Source organism: Domibacillus sp. PGB-M46, assembly GCF_022668875.1.
Taxonomy (GTDB): Bacteria; Bacillota; Bacilli; order Bacillales; family Domibacillaceae; genus Domibacillus.
This window is the reverse complement of sequence record NZ_JAKGCR010000016.1, coordinates 14,432-35,389: the sequence shown is the minus strand read 5'-3', so window position 1 is coordinate 35,389 and position 20,958 is coordinate 14,432. Positions and strand designations below refer to the sequence as shown.

25 protein-coding genes are annotated in these 20,958 nt (G+C 43.8%); 14 read left to right on the top strand and 11 right to left on the bottom strand.

Annotation, left to right across the window (positions count from 1 at the left end):
* The first annotated feature begins 10 nt into the window (after window positions 1–10).
* Window positions 11–625, top strand: coding sequence for a PH domain-containing protein (locus tag L2D08_RS16480; RefSeq protein WP_242235307.1), 615 nt, complete (start codon window positions 11–13; stop codon window positions 623–625).
* Between the two features lie 33 nt (window positions 626–658).
* Here L2D08_RS16480 and L2D08_RS16475 read toward each other — a convergent pair whose 3' ends face one another.
* From L2D08_RS16475 to L2D08_RS16465, 3 genes are all read right to left on the bottom strand, one after another.
* Window positions 659–1,084, bottom strand: coding sequence for a hypothetical protein (locus L2D08_RS16475; RefSeq protein WP_242235305.1), 426 nt, complete (start codon window positions 1,082–1,084; stop codon window positions 659–661).
* Window positions 1,085–1,154: 70 nt separating this feature from the next.
* Window positions 1,155–1,940: an HAD family hydrolase gene (locus tag L2D08_RS16470; RefSeq protein WP_242235303.1), complete on the bottom strand. Its 786-nt coding sequence runs from the start codon at window positions 1,938–1,940 to the stop codon at window positions 1,155–1,157.
* A 36-nt stretch (window positions 1,941–1,976) separates the two neighbouring features.
* Window positions 1,977–2,390 carry a MerR family transcriptional regulator gene (locus L2D08_RS16465; protein ID WP_242235301.1) on the bottom strand — a complete coding sequence of 138 codons (414 nt, stop codon included), beginning with the start codon at window positions 2,388–2,390 and terminating at the stop codon, window positions 1,977–1,979.
* A 137-nt stretch (window positions 2,391–2,527) separates the two neighbouring features.
* On the opposite strand from L2D08_RS16465, the gene L2D08_RS16460 reads away from it, so the two are divergent.
* The 6 genes from L2D08_RS16460 (at window position 2,528) to L2D08_RS16435 (ending at window position 7,578) form a co-directional block, all read left to right on the top strand.
* Window positions 2,528–3,658 carry a diacylglycerol/lipid kinase family protein gene (locus L2D08_RS16460; protein ID WP_242235299.1) on the top strand — a complete coding sequence of 377 codons (1,131 nt, stop codon included), beginning with the start codon at window positions 2,528–2,530 and terminating at the stop codon, window positions 3,656–3,658.
* Between the two features lie 125 nt (window positions 3,659–3,783).
* A complete protein-coding gene (locus L2D08_RS16455; protein ID WP_242235297.1) occupies window positions 3,784–4,293 on the top strand; it encodes a DUF4178 domain-containing protein in 510 nt (169 codons plus the stop codon).
* Between the two features lie 20 nt (window positions 4,294–4,313).
* Window positions 4,314–4,985, top strand: a complete 672-nt coding sequence (locus L2D08_RS16450; protein WP_242235295.1) for a PspA/IM30 family protein — start codon at window positions 4,314–4,316, stop codon at window positions 4,983–4,985.
* Between the two features lie 57 nt (window positions 4,986–5,042).
* Complete coding sequence (locus L2D08_RS16445) at window positions 5,043–5,603, top strand: DUF4247 domain-containing protein (protein ID WP_242235293.1); 561 nt, start codon at window positions 5,043–5,045, stop codon at window positions 5,601–5,603.
* A gap of 25 nt (window positions 5,604–5,628) precedes the next feature.
* Window positions 5,629–6,024 (top strand): DUF350 domain-containing protein, encoded by a 396-nt coding sequence (locus L2D08_RS16440; RefSeq protein ID WP_242235291.1) that lies wholly within the window; start codon window positions 5,629–5,631, stop codon window positions 6,022–6,024.
* Between the two features lie 12 nt (window positions 6,025–6,036).
* Complete coding sequence (locus tag L2D08_RS16435; RefSeq protein ID WP_242235289.1) at window positions 6,037–7,578, top strand: polyamine aminopropyltransferase; 1,542 nt, start codon at window positions 6,037–6,039, stop codon at window positions 7,576–7,578.
* A gap of 85 nt (window positions 7,579–7,663) precedes the next feature.
* Here the strand turns inward: L2D08_RS16435 and L2D08_RS16430 are convergent, their stop codons facing one another.
* Together L2D08_RS16430 and cls are read right to left on the bottom strand one after the other, a co-directional pair.
* Entirely contained in the window at window positions 7,664–7,846 is a 183-nt protein-coding gene (locus L2D08_RS16430) for an SE1832 family protein (RefSeq protein WP_242235287.1), read from the bottom strand.
* Window positions 7,847–8,138: 292 nt separating this feature from the next.
* Window positions 8,139–9,611 carry a cardiolipin synthase gene (gene cls / locus L2D08_RS16425; protein ID WP_375337601.1) on the bottom strand — a complete coding sequence of 491 codons (1,473 nt, stop codon included), beginning with the start codon at window positions 9,609–9,611 and terminating at the stop codon, window positions 8,139–8,141.
* Between the two features lie 160 nt (window positions 9,612–9,771).
* Here cls and L2D08_RS16420 point away from each other — a divergent pair, with 160 nt between their 5' ends.
* Complete coding sequence (locus L2D08_RS16420) at window positions 9,772–9,930, top strand: Lmo0850 family protein (RefSeq protein ID WP_242235285.1); 159 nt, start codon at window positions 9,772–9,774, stop codon at window positions 9,928–9,930.
* 18 nt (window positions 9,931–9,948) lie between these two features.
* The gene (locus L2D08_RS16415) at window positions 9,949–10,833 is read left to right on the top strand and encodes a diacylglycerol/lipid kinase family protein (RefSeq protein WP_242235283.1); all 885 of its coding nucleotides are present in this window, start codon (window positions 9,949–9,951) and stop codon (window positions 10,831–10,833) included.
* Between the two features lie 56 nt (window positions 10,834–10,889).
* Here L2D08_RS16415 and L2D08_RS16410 read toward each other — a convergent pair whose 3' ends face one another.
* From L2D08_RS16410 to mgtE, 6 genes are all read right to left on the bottom strand, one after another.
* Complete coding sequence (locus tag L2D08_RS16410) at window positions 10,890–11,504, bottom strand: DedA family protein (RefSeq protein ID WP_242235281.1); 615 nt, start codon at window positions 11,502–11,504, stop codon at window positions 10,890–10,892.
* Window positions 11,505–11,596: 92 nt separating this feature from the next.
* On the bottom strand, window positions 11,597–12,715 hold the full coding sequence (locus tag L2D08_RS16405; protein WP_242235279.1) for an MGDG synthase family glycosyltransferase: 1,119 nt from the start codon (window positions 12,713–12,715) through the stop codon (window positions 11,597–11,599).
* Window positions 12,716–12,730: 15 nt separating this feature from the next.
* Window positions 12,731–13,315, bottom strand: a complete 585-nt coding sequence (locus L2D08_RS16400; RefSeq protein WP_242235277.1) for a DedA family protein — start codon at window positions 13,313–13,315, stop codon at window positions 12,731–12,733.
* Window positions 13,316–13,348: 33 nt separating this feature from the next.
* Window positions 13,349–14,053: a polysaccharide deacetylase family protein gene (locus tag L2D08_RS16395; RefSeq protein ID WP_242235275.1), complete on the bottom strand. Its 705-nt coding sequence runs from the start codon at window positions 14,051–14,053 to the stop codon at window positions 13,349–13,351.
* A 92-nt stretch (window positions 14,054–14,145) separates the two neighbouring features.
* Window positions 14,146–15,051, bottom strand: coding sequence for a hemolysin family protein (locus L2D08_RS16390; protein ID WP_242235273.1), 906 nt, complete (start codon window positions 15,049–15,051; stop codon window positions 14,146–14,148).
* 192 nt (window positions 15,052–15,243) lie between these two features.
* Window positions 15,244–16,602 carry a magnesium transporter gene (gene mgtE / locus L2D08_RS16385; RefSeq protein WP_242235271.1) on the bottom strand — a complete coding sequence of 453 codons (1,359 nt, stop codon included), beginning with the start codon at window positions 16,600–16,602 and terminating at the stop codon, window positions 15,244–15,246.
* A gap of 192 nt (window positions 16,603–16,794) precedes the next feature.
* Here mgtE and L2D08_RS16380 point away from each other — a divergent pair, with 192 nt between their 5' ends.
* The 5 genes from L2D08_RS16380 to L2D08_RS16365 all read left to right on the top strand — a co-directional run bounded on the left by L2D08_RS16380 (window position 16,795) and on the right by L2D08_RS16365 (window position 20,923).
* Entirely contained in the window at window positions 16,795–17,565 is a 771-nt protein-coding gene (locus L2D08_RS16380; protein ID WP_242235269.1) for a hypothetical protein, read from the top strand.
* Window positions 17,513–17,635 (top strand): YSIRK-type signal peptide-containing protein, encoded by a 123-nt coding sequence (locus L2D08_RS24505; protein ID WP_375337600.1) that lies wholly within the window; start codon window positions 17,513–17,515, stop codon window positions 17,633–17,635. Before L2D08_RS16380 ends, L2D08_RS24505 begins: the two co-directional genes overlap by 53 nt.
* A 138-nt stretch (window positions 17,636–17,773) precedes the next feature.
* Window positions 17,774–18,829 carry a D-alanine--D-alanine ligase gene (locus L2D08_RS16375; RefSeq protein WP_242235267.1) on the top strand — a complete coding sequence of 352 codons (1,056 nt, stop codon included), beginning with the start codon at window positions 17,774–17,776 and terminating at the stop codon, window positions 18,827–18,829.
* A gap of 12 nt (window positions 18,830–18,841) precedes the next feature.
* Entirely contained in the window at window positions 18,842–20,218 is a 1,377-nt protein-coding gene (locus L2D08_RS16370) for a UDP-N-acetylmuramoyl-tripeptide--D-alanyl-D-alanine ligase (protein WP_242235265.1), read from the top strand.
* A gap of 18 nt (window positions 20,219–20,236) precedes the next feature.
* A complete protein-coding gene (locus L2D08_RS16365) occupies window positions 20,237–20,923 on the top strand; it encodes an alpha/beta hydrolase (protein ID WP_242235263.1) in 687 nt (228 codons plus the stop codon).
* Window positions 20,924–20,958: the final 35 nt, after the last annotated feature.

Here is a 20,958-nt window from a genome sequence, read left to right as displayed (position 1 = left end):
CTGGTATATCGTGTTTGGAAAAGTAGCAGCAGATGTATTAGGATTGAGCGATGTCGGAGCGGTTATTAAGCCTGCAGATTATGACAAGGTTGATGCAGACGATTATATTATGCATGAAGATGATGAAAAAATTTATTTTCTAATCAAATCAAGAGCAGATGAATATTGCTTTACCAATCTCGGGCTTGTGCACGTAGATGGCGCGAATGCTGTCAGCAAAAAGCGTCTGCTTCGCCGGTATAACTATGTGGCAAACCGTATTTCAAATGTGTACCTTGAAACAGCAGGTACTGTTGATCTGGATGTGGAAATCAAGTTTACGCTTGGAACCCAGACGTATTCGATTGATGTGCATAAAAAGCACCTGGAAGAGCTAAAGGATTTATACAAAGCGCTATTGAAAATTGCTGAAATGCAGCAGGAAAACGAAATGAATTTTGGCTATGCGCAGCAAAGCTTAGAAATGTCCGCCAATTCTATTAAAAACATTACAAAAACACAAATTGATTTGGCTGCCGAGTTTGAAAAGGTGAATGTATATGCTTTTGACTGGCTGAAAAAATCGAGTGATACGTACCGGGTAAAAGACTTCGGTGCCGTATTTGAAAAATATATCAACAATTAAAAAATATCCCGCCGGTAACCGGCGGGATATTTTTTAATATTCTACAGTCACGTTTTGCAGGTCAGCTTCTTCACACGGAAGAATGGTATAGCCAAGCTCTTTAACTTTCTCTTTCATGCTGGCGGAGCAATCCGGCCCGAGCACAAGAAACGTTCGGTCGCGCTGTACGTTTTTGCGAAAAGACGACAGCATGCCAAACAGGGCAGATGCTTTTTCTTCCGACAGGGACTGAGTAAAAGAGGAAGTGGACTCTATTACCGGAACAATCCATAATTCACATGCGTTTTCCGTTTGAAGAAGCTGTTCGAATACATCAGCTTTTTCAAGCGGTGTGCGCATCGTATCGTCCCGAAGCTCATACACTTCTTTATTGTCTAATGAAGCCTCCGCGAACGGGCGGCTGTTTTTTTTATCAAAAATTTTAATATCCAGCTTGGATGGTTCAAGATGCTTTTCCATTTAAGTCTCTCCTCTTAACAGGTAACTGTTTCTTTTCAACATTATTTACCCGTTTTTCGTCAGGATAAACCTATTCGATCAGTGAAAGAATATCTTTTAACCGGCTGAGTGTGTGTACAGGATTTGCTCCTTCAACGATTTTTCCTTCTCCGCCATGATTAATCCAGGCTGATTCGATGCCGGCGCGGGTTGCACCTAAAATGTCCGTGCCTTGATTATCGCCTACCATCAACACATCACCCGGCTCCAGGTCCATTAAGCGGAGGGCGTGGTCAAAAATTGCTTTTTCCGGTTTTCCAAAACCAAAATGTCCGGAGATAAGCACGTGCTCAAAATACGGGACAAGTTCCGGCGTCATCGTCAGTTTTTCCAATTGAAGCGAAGGAGCTCCATTGGTTAAAAGCAGGAGGCGGATGCCTTTATCGCGCAACGTGTTTAAAACATCAAAGGTTTCTTCGTACACAAAAGCAGATTTGCGGCGGACATTACGGAAACGATCGCGTGCCCATTCTGCTTCGGACGCAGGGATCCCGGCTTGCTTCAAGCCATTTTCCCAGGCTTTTAATTGATAATCGGCAATTTGATCTCCCATAGACCGGAAGCCGTTATGGTGCACGTCGCCGAAATTACCCCAAAGACCTTCGAACGGATTAATTCCGATGGAAAGAGTGACTGGGTAAAAGTCATATGTTTGATATTGCGCATGAGCAGCGGTGCGGACGTGTTTTTCTATCTCGCCTGCATCTTTTTCATATTTTTCCGCCAGCTCGCCGCAAGTCGCATCAAATGCGGTTTGGATGCTTTTTCTGTCATCCAGCAGTGTATCATCAAGATCAAAAAAAACAGCTTTTTTCAACGTAATGTTCTCCTTCTTTTTAGCATAGTTCTGTACCTATTTCGACAAAAAATTCAAAAATCCTGCTTTTCGGCGCGGCAAAAGAAAAAAAGAAGGCGGTGAATAATCAGGAATATGGTGGGCAGGCAGGCGTGCAAGCTGGGAAGAAAGATTATCGTATAAATGAATTAAATGCTCCTGACGCTGTTCGATGGCAGACAAGCGGTCTTCAATCAAAGACAGATAGGCGGTTTGTCCAATCATATTGGCTGCCTGGCCGGGAGGAAGGTCTTCGGAGGCGGCGGTTTCGATCATCTGGCGCAGCGTGGCCATTTCCTTTTCATCAAACATCCGGACATTCCGTTTTCCAGACTCGAACCGGAAGCCAGCTCCCTCAAGAGCAATTACATATTTGCCTAAGGTTGTTGGACTGATGTTTAAAGCAGCGGCCGCTTCTTTTGTAGTATGCACAGAAAATCCCTCCTTTGTTCTTTTTAAACTCATTCTTCACCGGACGCTGATTTCCTTTCACTAGTTTTGGCGAAAAAGGGCAGCCGGCTATGTTCTTTTCGTCAAAATCCGGGTATACAAGCGGTAGGTGACTTATTATGAAATTAATCAGCTGGACGTATACAAAGCGGTATAACGTTAAAGCCGTATTTAATCGGTTTCCGCAATCGAATGTGATTTTCCGGCTTATAAACAAATATTATTTTATTTATATTGTGAACTGGTCGGAGCAGGATCCGCCGGTTTGTAAGCAGGATTTGGAGAGGATGGAACTGCTGCTGAACGATGAACTTGGAACCGGACAGTTTTACCGGAATCGCCGATCGAGTAAACAAGGAGGCAAAGGAAGCATGAAAAGAGCCATGATAATCGCGAATCCTTCTTCTGGAAAAGAACAGGCGGAGGAATATATTGACTCTATTTATAAACAGCTCCAGGTGTCAGGATATGAGGTAGAAACCCGTTTAACCAGAGGTGAAGGAGACGCCATGAGTTTTGCAAAAGAAGCCTGCGAACGGCATTTGGATGCAGTGATTGCAATGGGCGGAGATGGAACGATGAATGAAACTGTAAACGGCCTGGCTGAACAGCCGCACCGCCCTGTTATGGGGGTAGTTCCGCTCGGTACCGTCAATGATTTTGCGCGTGCGCTGCATATTCCGCTTGAGCCGGAGGAGGCTATTCGGGTATTAGGAGGCAGAACAAAGCCTGCTGATATTGGCAAAGTAAATGGCCGTTATTTTTTAAATATTTTAGCTATTGGCGGGATTGCAGAAGCAACCGGTGAAGTAACGTCGGCTCAAAAAACAACGCTGGGCGCGCTCGCTTATTTCGTAGAAGGCTTTAAAACCCTGCGGGATAAAACACCGTTTCCTCTGACAATTGAAACGAAGGACCGGACATTTGAAGAAGACGCTCTTATTTTTCTGGCTGCTCTTACAAATTCAGTGGGCGGATTTGAAAAGCTTGCGCCTGAGGCAAAATCGGCAGATGGCTTTTTTCATTGCTTTATCGTTAAAGATGTGGCACTGCCAAAATTGATACGTATCGGTGCGAATTTATTAAAAGGAGATCTGGGAGAAGACCCGGATGTTCTATATTTCCGGTCCGAAAAACTGAATGTCCGCTCTACAACGGAATTAAAAGCAAATGTAGACGGCGATATGGGGGATGCTGTTCCGCTGAGCCTCGAAGTACTGCAGGGCCATATTAAGGTGTTTATTCCATAAGCGATGGCTTTTAACAAAAAACGCCTGCTTCCGTTTGTGGATAAAAATGACTTTTTCTTCATTATAGTTAAAAAAGTGAAACGATTCTGCCATCAGTCCGTACATAAATAGAGAGGTGAGCAAAGATGGGGTTTTGGAAGAAGCTTTTTGGAAGCACCGCAGAAACCGTACCGGAAACAAAAGAGCGGACTCTGTTGAATTTACGGGTTGGCGATTTTGTCACGTATAACTTAGCCGATTATGAAGTAACGGGAAAAATCCATTACAATGACAGCGGTTATACGTGGGATGCTTATCAGCTTGCTGCGTCCGGCAAAACCCTTTGGCTGAGCGTAGAGCTCGATGATGAGCTGGAAGTTGGCATGTATGAAAAGGTCCGGATTTCCGGTTTGGAGCCGGGAGCGAAAAAAGTAACGCATGATGGGCGCACATACTACCTTGAAGAAAGTGGACGTGCTTATGTCAAAGCAGAAGGCCGAAGTGAAAACGTCCACGGCCGAAACGTTGATTACTATGATTATGCAGATGATTCGGAAGAACACTTTTTATCTGTGGAAGTATGGGGCGGCGATGTTGAAGTCAGCTATGGATACGAAATCGAAGAATATGAAATCACTATTTTAGCGGGAAGCTAACCAACATTGGAGGAGAGAATATGTTTCAATTTTTTAAACGTGTACAAACATACGTAGGCTCCGAGCTGAATGCGGCACTTGATAAAGCGGAAGACCCGGTGAAAATGCTCGATCAGTTTATGCGGGAAATGTCAGCAGATATTCGTGATGCAGAAACAGCTGTTGCCAAGCAGCTTGCCAACGAAAAAATGCTGAAAAAGAAATATGATGACGCAAACAGCATGGTGGAAAAGCGCCAGCAGCAGGCTGTTGACGCCCTTGAAGCAGGAAATGAGGATCTGGCACGCCGTGCGCTTGAGGATAAAAACAATCATGCAAAGCAAGCAGAGTCCATGAAAGAAGCACATAAGCAGGCGGCAGAGGATGTGGCTGTTCTTCGTGAGAAGCTGGCAGAAATGAAGCGTGAATATGAAGACATGCAGCTGCGAAAAGATTCATTAAAAGCGCGCGCTGAATCGGCCAAAACGCGTACAAAGATGAACCGCGCCATGTCTTCTATCGGCGGGGATGAATCAAGACGCGGCTTTGAGCGGATGGAAGAAAAAGTGATGCAGTATGAAGCGGAAGCTGAAACGTCGGAGGATTTACGTGCAGGTTCGCGAAGTCTTGATGACGAACTTGCTGCTTTAAAGAAAAACAGCGCAGTAGATGACGAACTCGCCGCCCTTAAGCAAAAACTCGGAAAAGAATAAGGAACCGCGGTCCGTCTGTTGCGGCGGGCCGTTTCTGTTCATTTGGAGTGTTTTCATATGAAAATAAAAAAATGGATGATTGTCACCACTGCATCGGTTTTTCTTTTTGCTGCCTGCGGCCTGCAGGAAGCAGATGACTATGTTGATGAAAATTATACATTTATTGATGCTGTACAAAACAATACAAACACAAACGACCAGGCGATGCTTTACCGCACGAATCAAAGCTTGCAGGAAACGGCCGCTGAGCTGATTGATGTAGAGCAGCCAGAAAAAATCGGCCAGAAAGTGGACGGCCGCCAGGTGCTTGTCTACGACAACGAATTTATTATTTTAACGGAAGATCCGGAAAATCCAGGCTCCACGCTTGTAGAAGTAGCAGAAGATGAATTTGTCCGTACACATTACAATCCCGGCTTTTTTTCAGGTATGCTGCTCGGTTCATTGCTGAATGGGCGTTTTGGTTCAAACTGGGAGCGGACACAAACGAACCGGTGCCGGTATAACAATGACGGCTGCTATTCAGGCGGTGGCTATTATGGGGGCGGTGCATTTTCTAACGGCTCTTATGGCCGTGGCTCGACATTCCGCGGCGGTGGACCGGGAGAAGGAAAATAATAAAGCGAAATGAGGGAATGAAGCTGTGAATCCATTTTTACTGACATTTTTATATTTTATCGTAGCCATTGCAGTGGTTGTAGTCGGATTGATTGTTTTTGAACAAATTACAAGAAAGTATAAAGACTGGGATGAAATAAGAGGAAACAATACAGCTGTTGCCCTGTCAATCGGCGGGAAAATTATCGGCATCTGTATTATTATTACTTTTTCTATTTTTCACAACGATACAATTACAGAAACGATTATATGGGGTTTATTCGGTATGGTACTGCAGCTTGCAGCGTATATCTTGTTTGAGCTGATGACAAGAAGTTTTTCTGTAGAAGAACAGCTGAAATCAGGCAATCTTGCGGTAGGAATTGTTTCCTTTTCTGTTTCAGTCGGGCTGGCGTTTGTTATTGGCGCTTCGATTTCATAAGGCGGTGTTTTGATGACTGAACAGCATTCCATCCGGCAAAGCCGGTCGATTTATTATGCATCGGGCATTGTCTCGATATGCGGAATTATCTTTGAAGTACTGTTCGGCGCACTCGGTTCGTACATTTTAGGAGATGGAGTGAAGCAGTATACACTCACCATCTCCCTTTTTTTAACCGGAATGGGCATCGGCGCATACATAAGCGAGAAAGTAACCCGCCGCTTAATTGCTTCGTTTATTTGGATTGAATATGGCATTGGTATCGTTGGCGGATTTTCAGCTCTTCTTCTATTTGGCGTAACGGCTTATTTGCCGGAGGGAACAGACGCTTTATTTTTATACAGTGTAACGCTCCTTGTTGGAACGTTAACGGGCGTGGAGCTGCCCATTTTAATCCGGAAAGCAAATGAAATCGGTGTGTCGCTTCAAAAAAGTGCAGCTAAAGTGCTGTTTTCCGATTATGCCGGCGGTTTAATTGGCGGTCTGTTGTTTTTATTTCTGCTTCGGCCATACTTTGGGCTTGTGAAAACGTCTTTTCTTATCGCTTTAATCAACATCGCTGTCGCACTGTGGATTGTTTTTCAATTTCGTTCTGAATTAAAGCGATTTAAGCTTCATGCGGCGTGCGGCATTGCGTTTTTAGGGATTTTAACAGCCGGGGCTCTTTTTGGTGAGGAAGCGGCATTTCATTTCGAGCAGAAATTATACAAAGACCCAGTTATGTTTTCGGAACAAACGGCTTACCAAAAAATTGTTTTAACGAGGGAACAGGGAGATACCCGTTTATACTTGGATGGGCAGCTTCAATTCAGTTCGTCTGATGAACACCGGTATCATGAAATTCTCGTCCATCCAACAATGGCGGCAGCTGCCCGCCACGAGCGTGTTTTAGTGCTTGGCGGAGGTGATGGACTGGCAGTAAGGGAGCTGCTGAAATATCAGGATCTTGGCCGTGTTACACTTGTGGACCTTGATCCTGCCATGACAGAAACCGCACGTACGAATCACTTGTTAACCGATTTAAATAAGAAATCACTTGATGATCCGCGTGTAGATATTGTCAATCAGGATGCTTTTCAGTTTTTAGAAAAAGCAGACGGGTTTTATGATGTTATCATTATCGATTTGCCGGACCCAAACAACGAATCACTGAACAAATTATATACCCAGGAGTTTTACTCTCTCGCCCGAAATCACTTGCAGACAGACGGTGCAATGATTGTCCAGGCAACAAGTCCCGTGTTTGCACCACAAGTTTATTGGACCATTGACCGGACCATCCAGGCAGCCGGATTGAAAACGGAAAACCTGCACGCGGACATTCCAAGCTTTGGCGGGTGGGGATATGTGCTGGCATCAAGAGAGGGCATAGATGTAGAAGGGCTTTCCTTAATAAAAGATACGCGCTATTTAACAGCTGACCTGCTGCCGGCTTTAACGAAATTCGGGAAGGATGAAGATGCAGAAATGGAAGACGGGGGCCAAATTGAGCCGAACACCCTTATTCGTCCAAATTTAATTGAAGTTTATGAAAAATCATGGCGCTACTATTAATAAAGAAAAAGCCGGTTCCTATTTAGGAGCCGGTTTTTGTTATGTTGTGATCCACCCCTTAACTGTATACAAAGGGAAGAGCGTTTTACTTTTCCACTTTTAAAAGCAGTTCGTTTAATTCTTTTAACTCTTTTTCCATTTCGACGAGTCTTTCTTCTGCTTTTGATACGCCGTGTCCGGTAGATTCTAATTTTTCAATGTCGCCTTGTACACGCATATAGTCCATTTTTAATTCCTGAATCTTGTATTCAATTTGTGACTTGTTCATGAATAAACCGCCTTTTTTCTTTTAGTTTACCAAATGAAAAAGCTGCCTGCATAGAGCAGGCAGCTTTTAATATTTAGCGGGAAACCATGAATTCAACAGCGAGGTTTAAGAAAAAAGCCGTATGGACCACCGCAAAAACGAGCCCGTGTTTATTTAACTGCCGCATAAGTACTTGATCCATATCAATCACCTCGTAATTAGTTTGTAAATATAATATATCATATGTTCACAAAATGTTCAAAACTTATTTACAAAATTTCAACAAAAAGAAAAAGAAGCGAGTTTCGCTTCTTTAAAGGATCGGCGATAGGAGCCGAGAAATAGATTCCTTGAATTTAATAACAGGAGAGCGCTGATAATACAGCTGAGGTGTTAATTCAAAACAGACCGTCATGTCATGACGGAAAATTTTTGCCAGCTGGCGGCCAGTTTCATAATCATACATAAAGGCGTTCACTTCAAAATTTAAACGGAAGCTGCGGACGTCAATATTTGCTGTACCGACCGAGCTCAGCTTTTCGTCTACGACAATGGTTTTAGCATGAATAAAGCCGTCGTCGTAAATATAAATTTTTGCTCCTGCTTTTAACAGTTCTCCGGCGTAGGAGTAGGTAGCCCAGTAGACAAAAGGGTGGTCCGGTTTATTGGGCACCATAATTTTTACATCGATTCCAGACAAAGCGGCGATACGAAGGGCGTCTAAAATGCTGGCATCTGGAATAAAATAAGGAGTCTGGATATAAATAGACTTTTTTGCTGTTGAAATAAGCTGAAGGTAGCCGCTTTTAATTTGATCCCATTCTGAATCCGGCCCGCTGGTCACAATTTGCATGGCGGTATCACCGGTTGTAGCCGGCACGGGGAACAGTCGTTCATCGTACATAAAATCATGCCGTTTAGATGCTTGGTTCCAATCTAGGATAAACCGAGTCTGCAGTGCATGAACGGCGCTGCCTGCGACACGCAGGTGAGTATCTCTCCAATAGCCGAAGGCCGGGTCCTTTCCTAGGTATTCATCACCAACATTAAAGCCGCCTACATAGCCGATCTGTCCATCAATGACAACAATTTTTCTATGATTTCGGTAATTCAGCCGTAAGTTAATTAAGGGAATGCGGGAAGGAAAAAAGGTCTCTACCACGCCGCCGGCTTCAATAAGCTTCCGAAAATGTTTACGCCGAAGCGTTCTTGAACCCATATCATCGTACAACACGCGTACCTCCACACCTGCCAGTGCTTTTTCCGTTAAAAGAGTAATAATCTCTTTGCCAAGCCGGTCATTTCGGAAAATATAGTACTGAACATGAATATGGTTTTTGGCTCTGCGCATATCGTTCATCAGAGAATCAAATTTTTCAGCGCCATCTGTATAGATATAAACTTGATTATCTTCCGATAAAACCGCGTCATTATAGCTTAGCAGCATAGAAATAAGTTTCGTATTTTCTTTTGTATGAGGGTTGGCAAACGGATAGATACCGCGTTTTATAGCTCTTTTTTGATGGCTGATTTGTTCTTCAAGTCCTATTTTTTTCTTGTCTTCCCAATCAAATAACCGCTTTCTGCTTAAATTCTGTCCGAATATAAGATAAAGAACAAAACCAAGAAGCGGAAGGAAAAACAAGACCATCAGCCACGCCCATGTTGCGCCTGCATCGCGCCGCTCCATAAAAATAATGGCTGAAGCGAGCACTATGTTCAATGTGAAAAGCACGTAAGCAGCCCACGGGAAAAAATACAATTCAATGATCACGTTCATCACCATTCCGTTCAATTTAAATAGTCACTTTCACTATACACGAAAAAGTCATAAATATCCGGATTGAAAAAGGAAAAAAGGGGAACATAAAGAAGGATTATAAAAAAATGAAACGCTTTTGTATAAAGAACGTATAAACCATTAAACGTGAAAAGGATGGATGACCATGAAGAGTGCGGATCGGACGAGAAAAATTGTCGATAATCTTACCAGGCTGGGTGTAAAAGCAACCGTAACCAAATCAAGAACAGCGCTATGGAATGCTTTGCAATGCAGGGAAGCACAGAGCCAGTTGAAGGCGGTTACCTCCTGCCACTCTGGATAAGAAGGGAGCGTGGCAACGGTGCGTTTTAAAAAAGGGCTTTTTATACACAACGAGCATGCCGGAAGTCAAAGAGAACCGGTTATTGAACAAGTAATATCGGTTTTGAAGGAAGCGGTCGGGCACGTTGAGCGGAAAGTGATTACTGAACCCGGAGAAGGAGAAAAACTGTGCTATGAGAACGTTCAGGATTATGATATTGTCATCATTTATGGTGGTGACGGAACGGTTCATGAATGTATCAATGGAATCGCCAGATTGGAAAAAAGGCCTGTTGTCGCCGTACTGCCAGGTGGAACCTGCAATGATTTCAGCCGGGCAATTGGAGTTCCGGAAGATTTGGACGCGGCCTGTCGCCTCTTAAGAACAGGTGTTGTCCGTAAAGTAGATGTCGGTGCCATGAACGATCGTTTTTTTGCAAACTTTTGGGGGATCGGCATGATTACCGATACTTCCAACAATATAGACGAAAACAAAAAGTCCATGATCGGCAAAATGAGCTACTATTTAAGTGCCCTTGGAACGGTCCGTCATCCATCCTTTTTTCATTATATGATCGAAGCGGACGGAAGGAAACTTGAAGGGGAAGCGGCAATGGTTGTGGCGTTGAATGGAAATTATATCGGGACAGTTGACCTTCCTTTTCAAGCGAATCATGAAGACGGTTACTTAGAGCTTATCATCGTAAAAGATTCGGGCTTTCCGCTTATAAAAGAAGTGATTCAAACAAAGAAAATTAAAGCAACAGGAGAACATGCCGCGAATCTTGAACACTACCATGTTCAATCATTCACAATTCAAACCGATCACCCAATGCTTATCGACATGGACGGAGAAGTGTATGCTGTGACGCCGGCTGTCTGCAACGTTAAAAAAGGGCATATTGACTGTCTTTGTTCCGCATAAAAGCGCCCCGCCGAAGAAAGGCAGGACGCTTATTGAAAAAGAGCCGGAATTTTGTTTTAAGCAGAGCGGCTGCGGAATTTGCGTATAAACCAAGTAACTGCTGCGATAAAAATAATAGCTAAAATCGCATAAACGATATTTGAGTACACATCCATATAGTCAACGATCGTATGCCATGAATCGGAGAAAGCGGCACCTAAGTTTACAAGAACCGTATTCCATATTAACGTTCCGGCAGTCGTAAACAAAACAAATAAAAGAAAATTCATATTAGACATGCCGGCAGGGATGGAAATTAAGCTTCGGATAAGAGGAACCATGCGGCAGAGAAAAACCGTCCAAACTCCATATTTATCAAACCAGGCATCCGCCCGGTGAATATCCTCGTTTTTTACACGAAGAAATTTGCCGTAACGAGCCACGATTTTCTCCATTGTTTGTACATCTAATATCAACCCGACACCGTATAGAATAATAGCCCCTACAACCGATCCGGCTGTTGAAACGAGTATAACTCCCGTAACAGTCAAATCTGTCTGGCCGGTCATTACACCGCCAAAGGTAAGAATAACTTCAGATGGAATCGGAGGGAATATATTTTCAAGTGCAATCAAGAAAAAAATGCCCCAGAGTCCATACTGCTCCATCATTGAAATAATCCAGTTTTCCATAATAACCCTTTCCGTGAAGAAATTTTTTCGTCTCGGTTGACATTATAGCATGCATCTTTATGCATTCACCAATAAAAACAGGACGCTTGCTTTTACAGCGGGACAGAAGAAGAATTTTTCCCGAAAATAGACAGCAGTGTTGTCGTTAAATTCTGCTCTTTCTCAAGACTGTATTGATGAAGCCTTTTTTTCCATTTGCCTCGTTCAATATCGCTGTCGATAATGGCAGTAATCTGCTGTTCAATGGGAAGATCATCCGTCAGTTCATAAATAAGTTCGCGCTTTTTTAAGTAGTCGGCATTAAACTCTTCCTGGCCGGGCAAGGCGCCTGAAATAAAAACAGGCAGCTCTTTTTCAAGCACTTCACTGACAGTAATGCCACCCGGTTTTGTAATAATGGCAGATGCTTCTTCATAAAACCGATTCATTTCTTCACGGCTGCTCATATAAGGCAGAGCTTTAATGCGCGGATTTTTCAGCAGCTCAATTTGTGTGCGCAGCTTTTCGTTATGACCGCACAGCACTTTATACGTGTAAGAAAGCGTTCTTTCGTTTAAATGCTGCAGCAATTTTTCAAGCTGTCCTAACCCGCTGTTACCGCCTGCAACAAGGATAGACTGGTGTTTAGTCCGGGCGTGTCCCGTTGCAAAAGAAGGATGAATCGGAATACCCGTTACGTAAATGCGGCTTGCAGAAACGCCGAGCCGGATAAGCCATTTTTTTGCTTCAAGATGAGGCACAAAATGGTAATCAATGCCGCGTTTTCCCCATACATCGCTGACAAAGAAGTCTGTATATACGTTGATCACCGGAACCGTAATTTTCTGTTGGCGTTTCAAGTGGTTAAGCAGCTTTGATGGGTAGCTGTGTGTACAGATAATATAGTCGGGACGCTCTTTTTCTATGAGCCGGGCAAGACGGAACTCGAAATATTTATCCCACACATGGAGGGGCATTTGATTACTTCTTCTGCCATCAGGTGTGTAAATAAAAGATCTGTAAAACTTGCTGTAGGATTCGGGTTTTTTGCTGATCCACTGCATGTACATTTTAGAGACAACAGATTCCAGTGATTCGTGGCAATAACTGAGAATATCTACAGTTTGAATGTTCGCATCCGGACAAACCATACTAATATGTTCAATAACCGCTTCCGCTGCTTTATGATGGCCCGATGACAGACGAAATAAAGGAAGCACAATAATTTTCATCTTAACTTGACTCCTTTAACCGCGGGAATGTGACGATTTTTTCCATTTTATAATAAAGTGAATAACAAACAAAACAAAAAAGACAGCACCGGCAATGGCTAGATATTCTGGTTTAATTTGAATATAAGAGCTGATTAAGAAACCAGCTGACATATACATAAGTACCCATACAGAACCGCCTAAAACAGAGAGCGCAAGAAAACCAGAAATGGAAAACTTAGCGATTCCGGCGAAATACGGATTAAACTGCCGAACACCCGGGATGAAAAAGCCAGCTAAAAGCGAGCGTGATAAATCCCAATGCATAATGGTTTTTCCAAGCCTTTTTTTCGTAACACCCAGGTATTTCCCGTAACGGTCCAAAAGCGGCTGGCCGACAATCCGACCCAGCGAATAGCTGACGGCCATTCCGACCAATGTGCCCGCAAGAAGGGACGCAAAAGCTTTAGAAAAAGAAAGCGAGCCGTTCTTAGCAAGCATTCCCACGTATACGTATAAACTTTCTTCCGGCACCGGAATGCCGACAATGCCAAAAATACCAGCTAAAAATAAAATGGCGTATCCATATTTCGCTAAATAGGCAATGACTAATGATTCCATTTAATCCCTCACTTTAACACGAAGCAGCTTACTTTACGACTTAGAGCGGTACAAAGTGCTAACTGTTACAAATGAAAAAGCAGCCGATTCTTGATCCGTTAAAAAAAGGCGCAGGGCTTCCAGCATAACTGCAGGAGCTTTTTCATAGGCACCAAAGGTATGTCCACTGTCATGCAGGGTAATAACGGCACCATTGGAACGGGCAAGGCGCAATTTTTGGACCAGCTTCTCGGGAGTCATTTTTTTCTTCCAGTCTCCCGGAATAGCTGTCCACATAACCGTCTGAAAAGGCTGTGCTTTTTGCAGCGTGAACGGGTTAAAATGCCCCCAGGGCGGGCGATACAGCTCAGCGCGATTCCCTGTAATCGCTGTAATATGGCTGGCGGCTTGTACAAGTTCCCGTTCCAGCGCGGCTGGTGAAAGCAGCCAGCTGGATATATGGCGGTTATTATGGATCCCAACCTCGTGGCCTTCTTTTTCCATTCTACGAATCAAATCGGGATAAAGTTTCGCTTTTTCCCCGATAACAAAAAATGTAGCTTTTACATTATATTGTTTGAGCAGGTCTAATAGAAGAGGTGTATAAACAGGGTTTGGACCGTCATCAAAAGTCAGGGCGATTTCTCGACGGTCAGGCCCTTGTTTCTTCACCCTTTTGGCATATGACCGACCGTATAGCGTCGGGAGCACTGTCCACGAAGCGGCAAGCAGAAGACCTGCAGCTAAAAGCTTTTTCATGCGAAAACTCCATTTCCGAATATCATTTCTTTCTCATTATAATAGCCCTTTTAGGAAAACACAAAAACCCGCCGGGAGGGCGGGTTTTTGCATTAGGCGTTATATGGTTCTATAACCGCAATGGATGAAGGCTCATCCCCGGTTTGTGCGGCTTCCCGGTCCGGTACACGCTGAATTTCAACGTGACGGATCTGCTGATCTTCCATTTGTAAAACAGTAAATAAAAATCCACTGTGCTCGATTGATTCACCGGGCTGAATATCATACTTCTCTGTTAACATCCAGCCGCCAAGCGTGTCAACATCCTCATCATTCATATAAATGCCGAGCAATTGAGCCGTTTCAGAAACGTGCATTTTGCTGCTCGCGATAAAGTGTAAGTCTCCAATTTGCTGAATAACGGGTGGTTCAGCCACATCAAATTCGTCATAGAGTTCGCCGACAATAACCTCAACGATATCTTCCGCTGTTACAATACCTGATGTGCCGCCGTATTCGTTCAACAGTATGACCATTTGTGTCCGCTCTGCCTGCATTTTCGTAAGCAGTTCATGAACGGGAGTGGAGTCAATCACCCGTGTAATGGGACGGACAAAATGTTTAATGCTTTTTGAACCGACAACCGGGTCTGACACATACTCAGCAATGACTTCTTTAAAGTTGACAAAGCCAATAATACGGTCCTTATCACCGTCCGCTACCGGATAGCGGGTATGCTTTGTTTCACGGAAAACCTTTACACAATCCCGAACTGCATCTTCCATATCAAAATACACCATCTCTGTTCGAGGCACCATCACTTCTGTTGCTGCCCGGTCATTCAACTGTGACAGGTGATTTTCAGGATCGGTCCCCGTTAATTCAGCGAGAAGAGCGGAAGAATGCTTTCTCGAGGGGGGTTCTCCTGTTTCGTTTGTTTCTTTCCGTTTTACGTAACGAATGGCTGTAAATGACAACGCCAAAAGGATAACAGCAATCAGCCCAATCCATATGTCCAATCAGATTTCTTCTCCCGCAAGCGGCGAAAGAAGAAGTCACCTCCTATTTAATATGATGATCAAATTCGAAAAACCGGCAGTGTAGAAAAAGCGAGCTGCTGTTAATGTCCCATTTGATCACCCTCTTCCTATCAGCCTTTTTATTAATATTATTATAATAAGAACAGATAATTCGGTCAAACAGCGGCATTTTTATAAAAGATGTGTTAAAAACCAGGATGCAATCGTAAAATACGTAATAAGTGAAAAAATATCATTAATGGTTGTAATAAGCGGACCGGATGCAACAGCCGGATCAATGTTTAATTTATACAGTATGAGCGGAATAACCGTGCCTGACAGGGTTCCGATGATCAATGTCAGCAAAAGAGACGATGCTACCACAAATCCAAGAACGGCGCTGCCCTGCCAGAAAAACGCAATAAAAAAAATCAAAATACTGCACACCGCGCCGATAATCAAGCCAACACCAAATTCGCGGCCGACCAAGGCAAGAACAGTCCGCATATCGACGTCTCGTGAAGCAAGTCCGCGCACGACAACAGCCAACGACTGCGTGCCAGTATTTCCGGTCATGCCTGAGATCATAGGCATAAAATAGGTGAGTGCTACTACTTGATTGATTGTATTTTCAAAGCCGGAAATAATGCTGCCGGACACAAGTCCGATAAACAGGAGCAGTACAAGCCACGGCAGACGCCTGAAAGCCGCGATGCCTGCTTTTGTATCAAAATCAATCGACTTCCCGGAAGCAGAAAGCTTTTCGATGTCTTCATTTGCTTCTTGAATGACGACATCAATAATATCATCAAATGTAACAATTCCAATTAAAATGCCGGCTTCGTTCACAACCGGGATTGCGAGAAAGTCATACCGTTCAATCAAGCGGGCAATTTCCTCCTGGTCGGTATATACATCAACGGAAATCACCCGCCCATACATGATATCGGCAATTTTCTCATGTGTATCTGCAAGAAGCATGTCCCGGTAAGAAACAACACCAACGAGTTTTTTTTCGTCGTCAATCACATAGAGGTAATTGATCGTCTCAGCAAACTCAGCGAACGTTTTTAATTTTTCCACCGCTTCCCGTACGGTATAAGAATGTTTAATCCAGACAAATCGGTTTGTCATAATCCGTCCGGCTGTTTCCGGTGGATAGCTCATCATATTGTGAATGATGGTTGACTCTTCTTCTTTCATGCCAGATAAAAACTGCTCCATGCTTTCTGGAGACATATCGTCAAGGAGAGACGCCAAGTCATCATTGTCCATATCATCGAGTACTTTACGAGAGCGTTCTTTTCCGACTTTTTTCAGGACGGCCATCTGCTCATCGTGCTCAAGCTCCTGAATCATGTCGGTTAAGATTGGAATCGTTAAATGAAGCAAAAAACGTGTCTGGTGCTTGTTCGGAAGGTTCCGATAAATAGCCGCCATATCATAAGGGTGAAGTTCATCGATCAGCTGCTGCAAATCTGTTTTCTTACCTTCTTTTAAATGCTTGATAACAAGCAGGGTCAGCTGATCCTCGGTTAAGTTCGAAATCACAGGCATCCCCTCCTTTGACGTGAAATTTAAGCTGCTTCTTCAGTATAAAGTGAAACTATTTAAAAAGTAGTACTGTTTTGTAAAGTTCCTTAAAATTTACATACGCAGCGAGGCGAATTTTGATAAGATAACAGTATAGCAAAAAAAGCTGGTTTCAGCTATGCACTTTGTCATGATGTGGAGGTAAGGCGATTGAAAAATCCCGGAAACGTGAAAGAGCTCATTTATATACATTTACATCCTATTAATCAGTATGTGATTTCATATGGAATTGAATTCCAGGAATTTTTGAGGTCTCTTCCGGCAACGCCGCCTCATCTGCTTTTGTTAAAACATAAGTTTGAAGGCAGCGACTTTAATATGCATACCCGTTTTGATTATATCGAAGCAGAAGAACTTCCGCGGCTGTTAAAAGAAGATGTCGGCGAGTACGGCGATTTCTGCTGGGTCGACTTTGAAGATTCGGATGGATTAAACGAAATGGAAGGGCCCGAAATTGCCGAACTTCTTTATTTGGCACACAGTAAAGAACATCTGCGCCGCCCCTTTTACAGCAAGCTGAATAATCGCTATGCATACTTATCGCACGATGATGAATGGTTTAATAAAACCTATTATCGAAATATGCAGGACTTTTACGGAATGCTCGGCAAGCTTATTGCCTTAAAGCTCGGACTTTTTCGAAGTGAGCGGTCATTTTTTGCATTAAAAAAGGGATCTGCTTTTCCGCCAATACCACCTGATATGATTGCGAGGCTCAGCAGCGGAATGAAGGAAGGGATTGTTATTTCTCTTTCTAAAGCGGAGCAAAGCCGTTTTAAAGTGGAGGTGCCGATGTGGATTGTTGGAGACCACACAAGCATGGACGATGTTTTTGATGATTACGTGACGAGCTTCCGAACACCACCGAATGCCCGGCTTATATTCGATAAGAAAACACACGAATGGAGTATTTTCTCTTGAAAAGCGGATTCTCTTTTTGAGAATCCGCTTCATTATTATGCAAAAGCTCGTTATAGATGCAAGTGACTAAAGCAACAGGCAAAAGAGGGTTATTTCTTTTAAACGTTATGCATATACATAAATTGAGTATGAAGTCGGATGGAAAGATTCTGCTTATTAAATGAAAGCATGGTAGAATAAGAGAGACCGACTTTTTTGGAGGATGACTATGAAAACAAAACTTGGATTGCTTTACGGGGGAAAATCAGCAGAACATAACGTGTCATTGCAAACAGCAAAAGCTGTTACAGCAGCGATCAATTTAAATAAATTCGATGTATATCCAATTTACATTTCAATAGATGGTACCTGGACAGAAGGAGAGAAGCTTCAGGGGCCGGCTGAAACAGTAGAAGAACTGAAACTGGCTGGTAACGGCGGAACGGAGCATGTTTTATCCATGCTTGCACAAAATAAATATGATGTTGTCTTCCCTCTTTTGCATGGGCCAAATGGGGAAGACGGAACGGTACAGGGCCTTCTGGAAGTATTAAATGTTCCCTATGTAGGAAACGGTGTGCTTGCTTCATCGGCGGGTATGGACAAAATTATGATGAAAAATGTATTTGCTCAAGCCGGCCTAAAGCAGGTAGATTATACACATATAACGAAAGTGAAATGGGAACAAAACAAGGAAGAGGCATGCCGCCGCATTGAAGAAAAGCTTGGCTGGCCGTGCTTCGTTAAGCCGGCTAACCTCGGTTCAAGCGTCGGGATCAGCAAATGTCAAAGCCGGGATGAGCTAATGACGGCGATGGAAGAAGCTTTTCAATTTGACCGGAAAGTGATCATTGAAGAAGGGGTAACGGCACGCGAAGTTGAAGTCGGCATCCTTGGCAATGACGAGCCGGAATGCTCGGTAATCGGAGAAATTGTACCGAAGAAGGATTTCTATGATTATAAAGCAAAGTATGAAGACGGTGATACCGGGTTGATTATTCCGGCGAACCTTACCGAGGCACAGCAAAAAGAAATGAAGGAACTGGCCATCCGGGCATACCAGTCACTTGACTGTTCAGGCCTTGTGCGGGCGGATTTCTTCTTAACCAAAACGGGTCATTTCCTTATTAATGAAGTGAATACAATGCCGGGCTTTACACCATTCAGCATGTTCCCGCTTCTTTGGAAAGAAGCAGGTGTAGACTATCCGCAGCTGATTGAGAAAATGATTGATCTTGGTATTGAAAGACATAAAGAAAAACAATTGATTAAATACACGGTTTAAAGGTGGGCGCTCATGATTGAAAAAACAGTCGAGCAAATAACAGACATGATCAATGTCGAAAATGATGTAACAAAATGGTACAACCAAAAAATTAAAGGTGTTTCGATTGACTCCCGCAAAGTGGACGGCGGCCGCCTGTTTATCCCGTTTGCCGGAGAGAATACAGACGGGCATCAGTACGTACGCCAGGCGATCGAAAGCGGGGCAGGTGCAGCTCTTTGGCAAAAAGACGTGCCTGGAATGCCGGAAGATTTGCCGGTATTAGTAGTAGAAGATACGCTGCTTGCTCTGCAGCAGCTGTCAAAATCTTATCGTGATTCTCTGGAAGTGAAAGTGATTGGAGTTACTGGAAGTAACGGTAAAACGACAGTCAAGGATATGACAGCTTCCGTTTTTGGAGAAAAGTACCGCGTGCAAAAAACAGAAGGTAACTACAATAATCATATCGGCCTGCCGCTTACGATGCTTTCTCTCCAAGAGAGCACTGAAGTTGCAATTTTAGAAATGGGGATGAGCGGCAGAGGAGAAATTGAACTTCTCTCCAAGCTCGCTTCCCCTGATGCTGCGATTATTACTAATATCGGTGAAGCACATTTGCAGGACCTGGGCTCTCGTGAAGCGATTGCAGATGCGAAGCTGGAAATAACGGCAGGGATGTCTGAAGACGGTACGCTTGTTTATTTAGGAGATGAGCCGCTCCTTTCAGAACGCGTAACAGAAGAAGCAGATTTCCAGACGAAAACATTTGGAATGGATAAAAGCAATGATATGCATCCGATTTCTATTGAGCAAACAGAAAGGGGCAGCCGCTTTACTATGAATCAAGCACCTGCTCTTTCGTTTGAGCTTCCTGTTCTTGGCCAGCACAACGTAACCAATGCGCTTGCGGCTGTTTCGGCAGCATCCTTGTTTGGTGTACCATTTGAAGCGGCTGCTGAAGGCTTGAAAAAAGTCGAGCTGACTAAAATGCGCATGGAGTGGGTAGAAGGCAAAAATGGCGTAAAAATCATTAATGATGCTTACAATGCGAGTCCTACATCTGTGAAAGCGGCCGTTTCTCTTGTGGCGGATTTACCGTCAACATCTAAAAAAATTGTGGTGCTTGGCGATATGCTGGAGCTCGGTTTGGATGAAGAGCTGTTTCACTATCAGACAGGGCAGGCAATCGATGCGGACAAAATTGATTACGTATTCACATACGGAACACTTGGGCAGTTTATTGCCTCAGGTGCAAAAGGTTCGTTTGGCTCTGAGCGTGTTTTTTCTTTCCAGGACAAAGATGAATTGGTGCAGTCCCTTCAAGGAATGCTCCAAGGCGGTGAGCTGATTCTTGTAAAAGCGTCAAGAGGCATGAAGCTTGAAGAGGTTGTGGAAAGTCTTTCACATTAAAAAAGGCGGTGGATCATCATGAACGGATGCTTATGCATTCATGGCTTCACTGGTTCCCCATATGAAGTACAGCCGCTTGCTGATTACTTGCGTGCCAATACGGATTGGAAAATTGCCGTGCCCGTTTTGCCGGGGCACGGCGAAACACTGTCTTTGAAAAAAATTTCCTGTAATGAGTGGCTTGACTGTGCAGAAGCAGCACTGCTTGAGCTTCTGGGGGAATGCGAGACGGTTTACCTAATTGGTTTTTCGATGGGAGGGCTGATCGCGGCTTACTTAGCGGCCCGTTATCCGGTGCGGAAGCTGGTGATGCTGAGTGCAGCGGCTAAATATTTGAACCCGTCCCAGGCTAAGCAGGATATCCGGGTGATGTTCCAGGATTTACGAGAGAAAAAACTCCATGAAAATGAATTGTTTTTAAGGTACCGGGAGAAGCTGTTAATGACTCCGCCAAGTGCAGCACGTCAGTTTCAAAAGGTAGTCGGGCTTGCGAGGCCGTCCTTAAGGAAAATTAATATTCCGGTATTTATCGCGCAGGGAACAGCAGATGGAATTGTGCCTGTTAAAAGTGCTGCGTATATTTACCGCCGCCTTTCCTCGGCTGAACGGCACTTGTACTACTCACCTGGCGCGAAGCATTTAATTTGCCATACAGGAAATACAGAAGAGCTTTTCAAGAAAGTCTTTACTTTTCTTTCCGGATAACGTAAAGTTATACAAATGCGCATTGAAAATTCGGA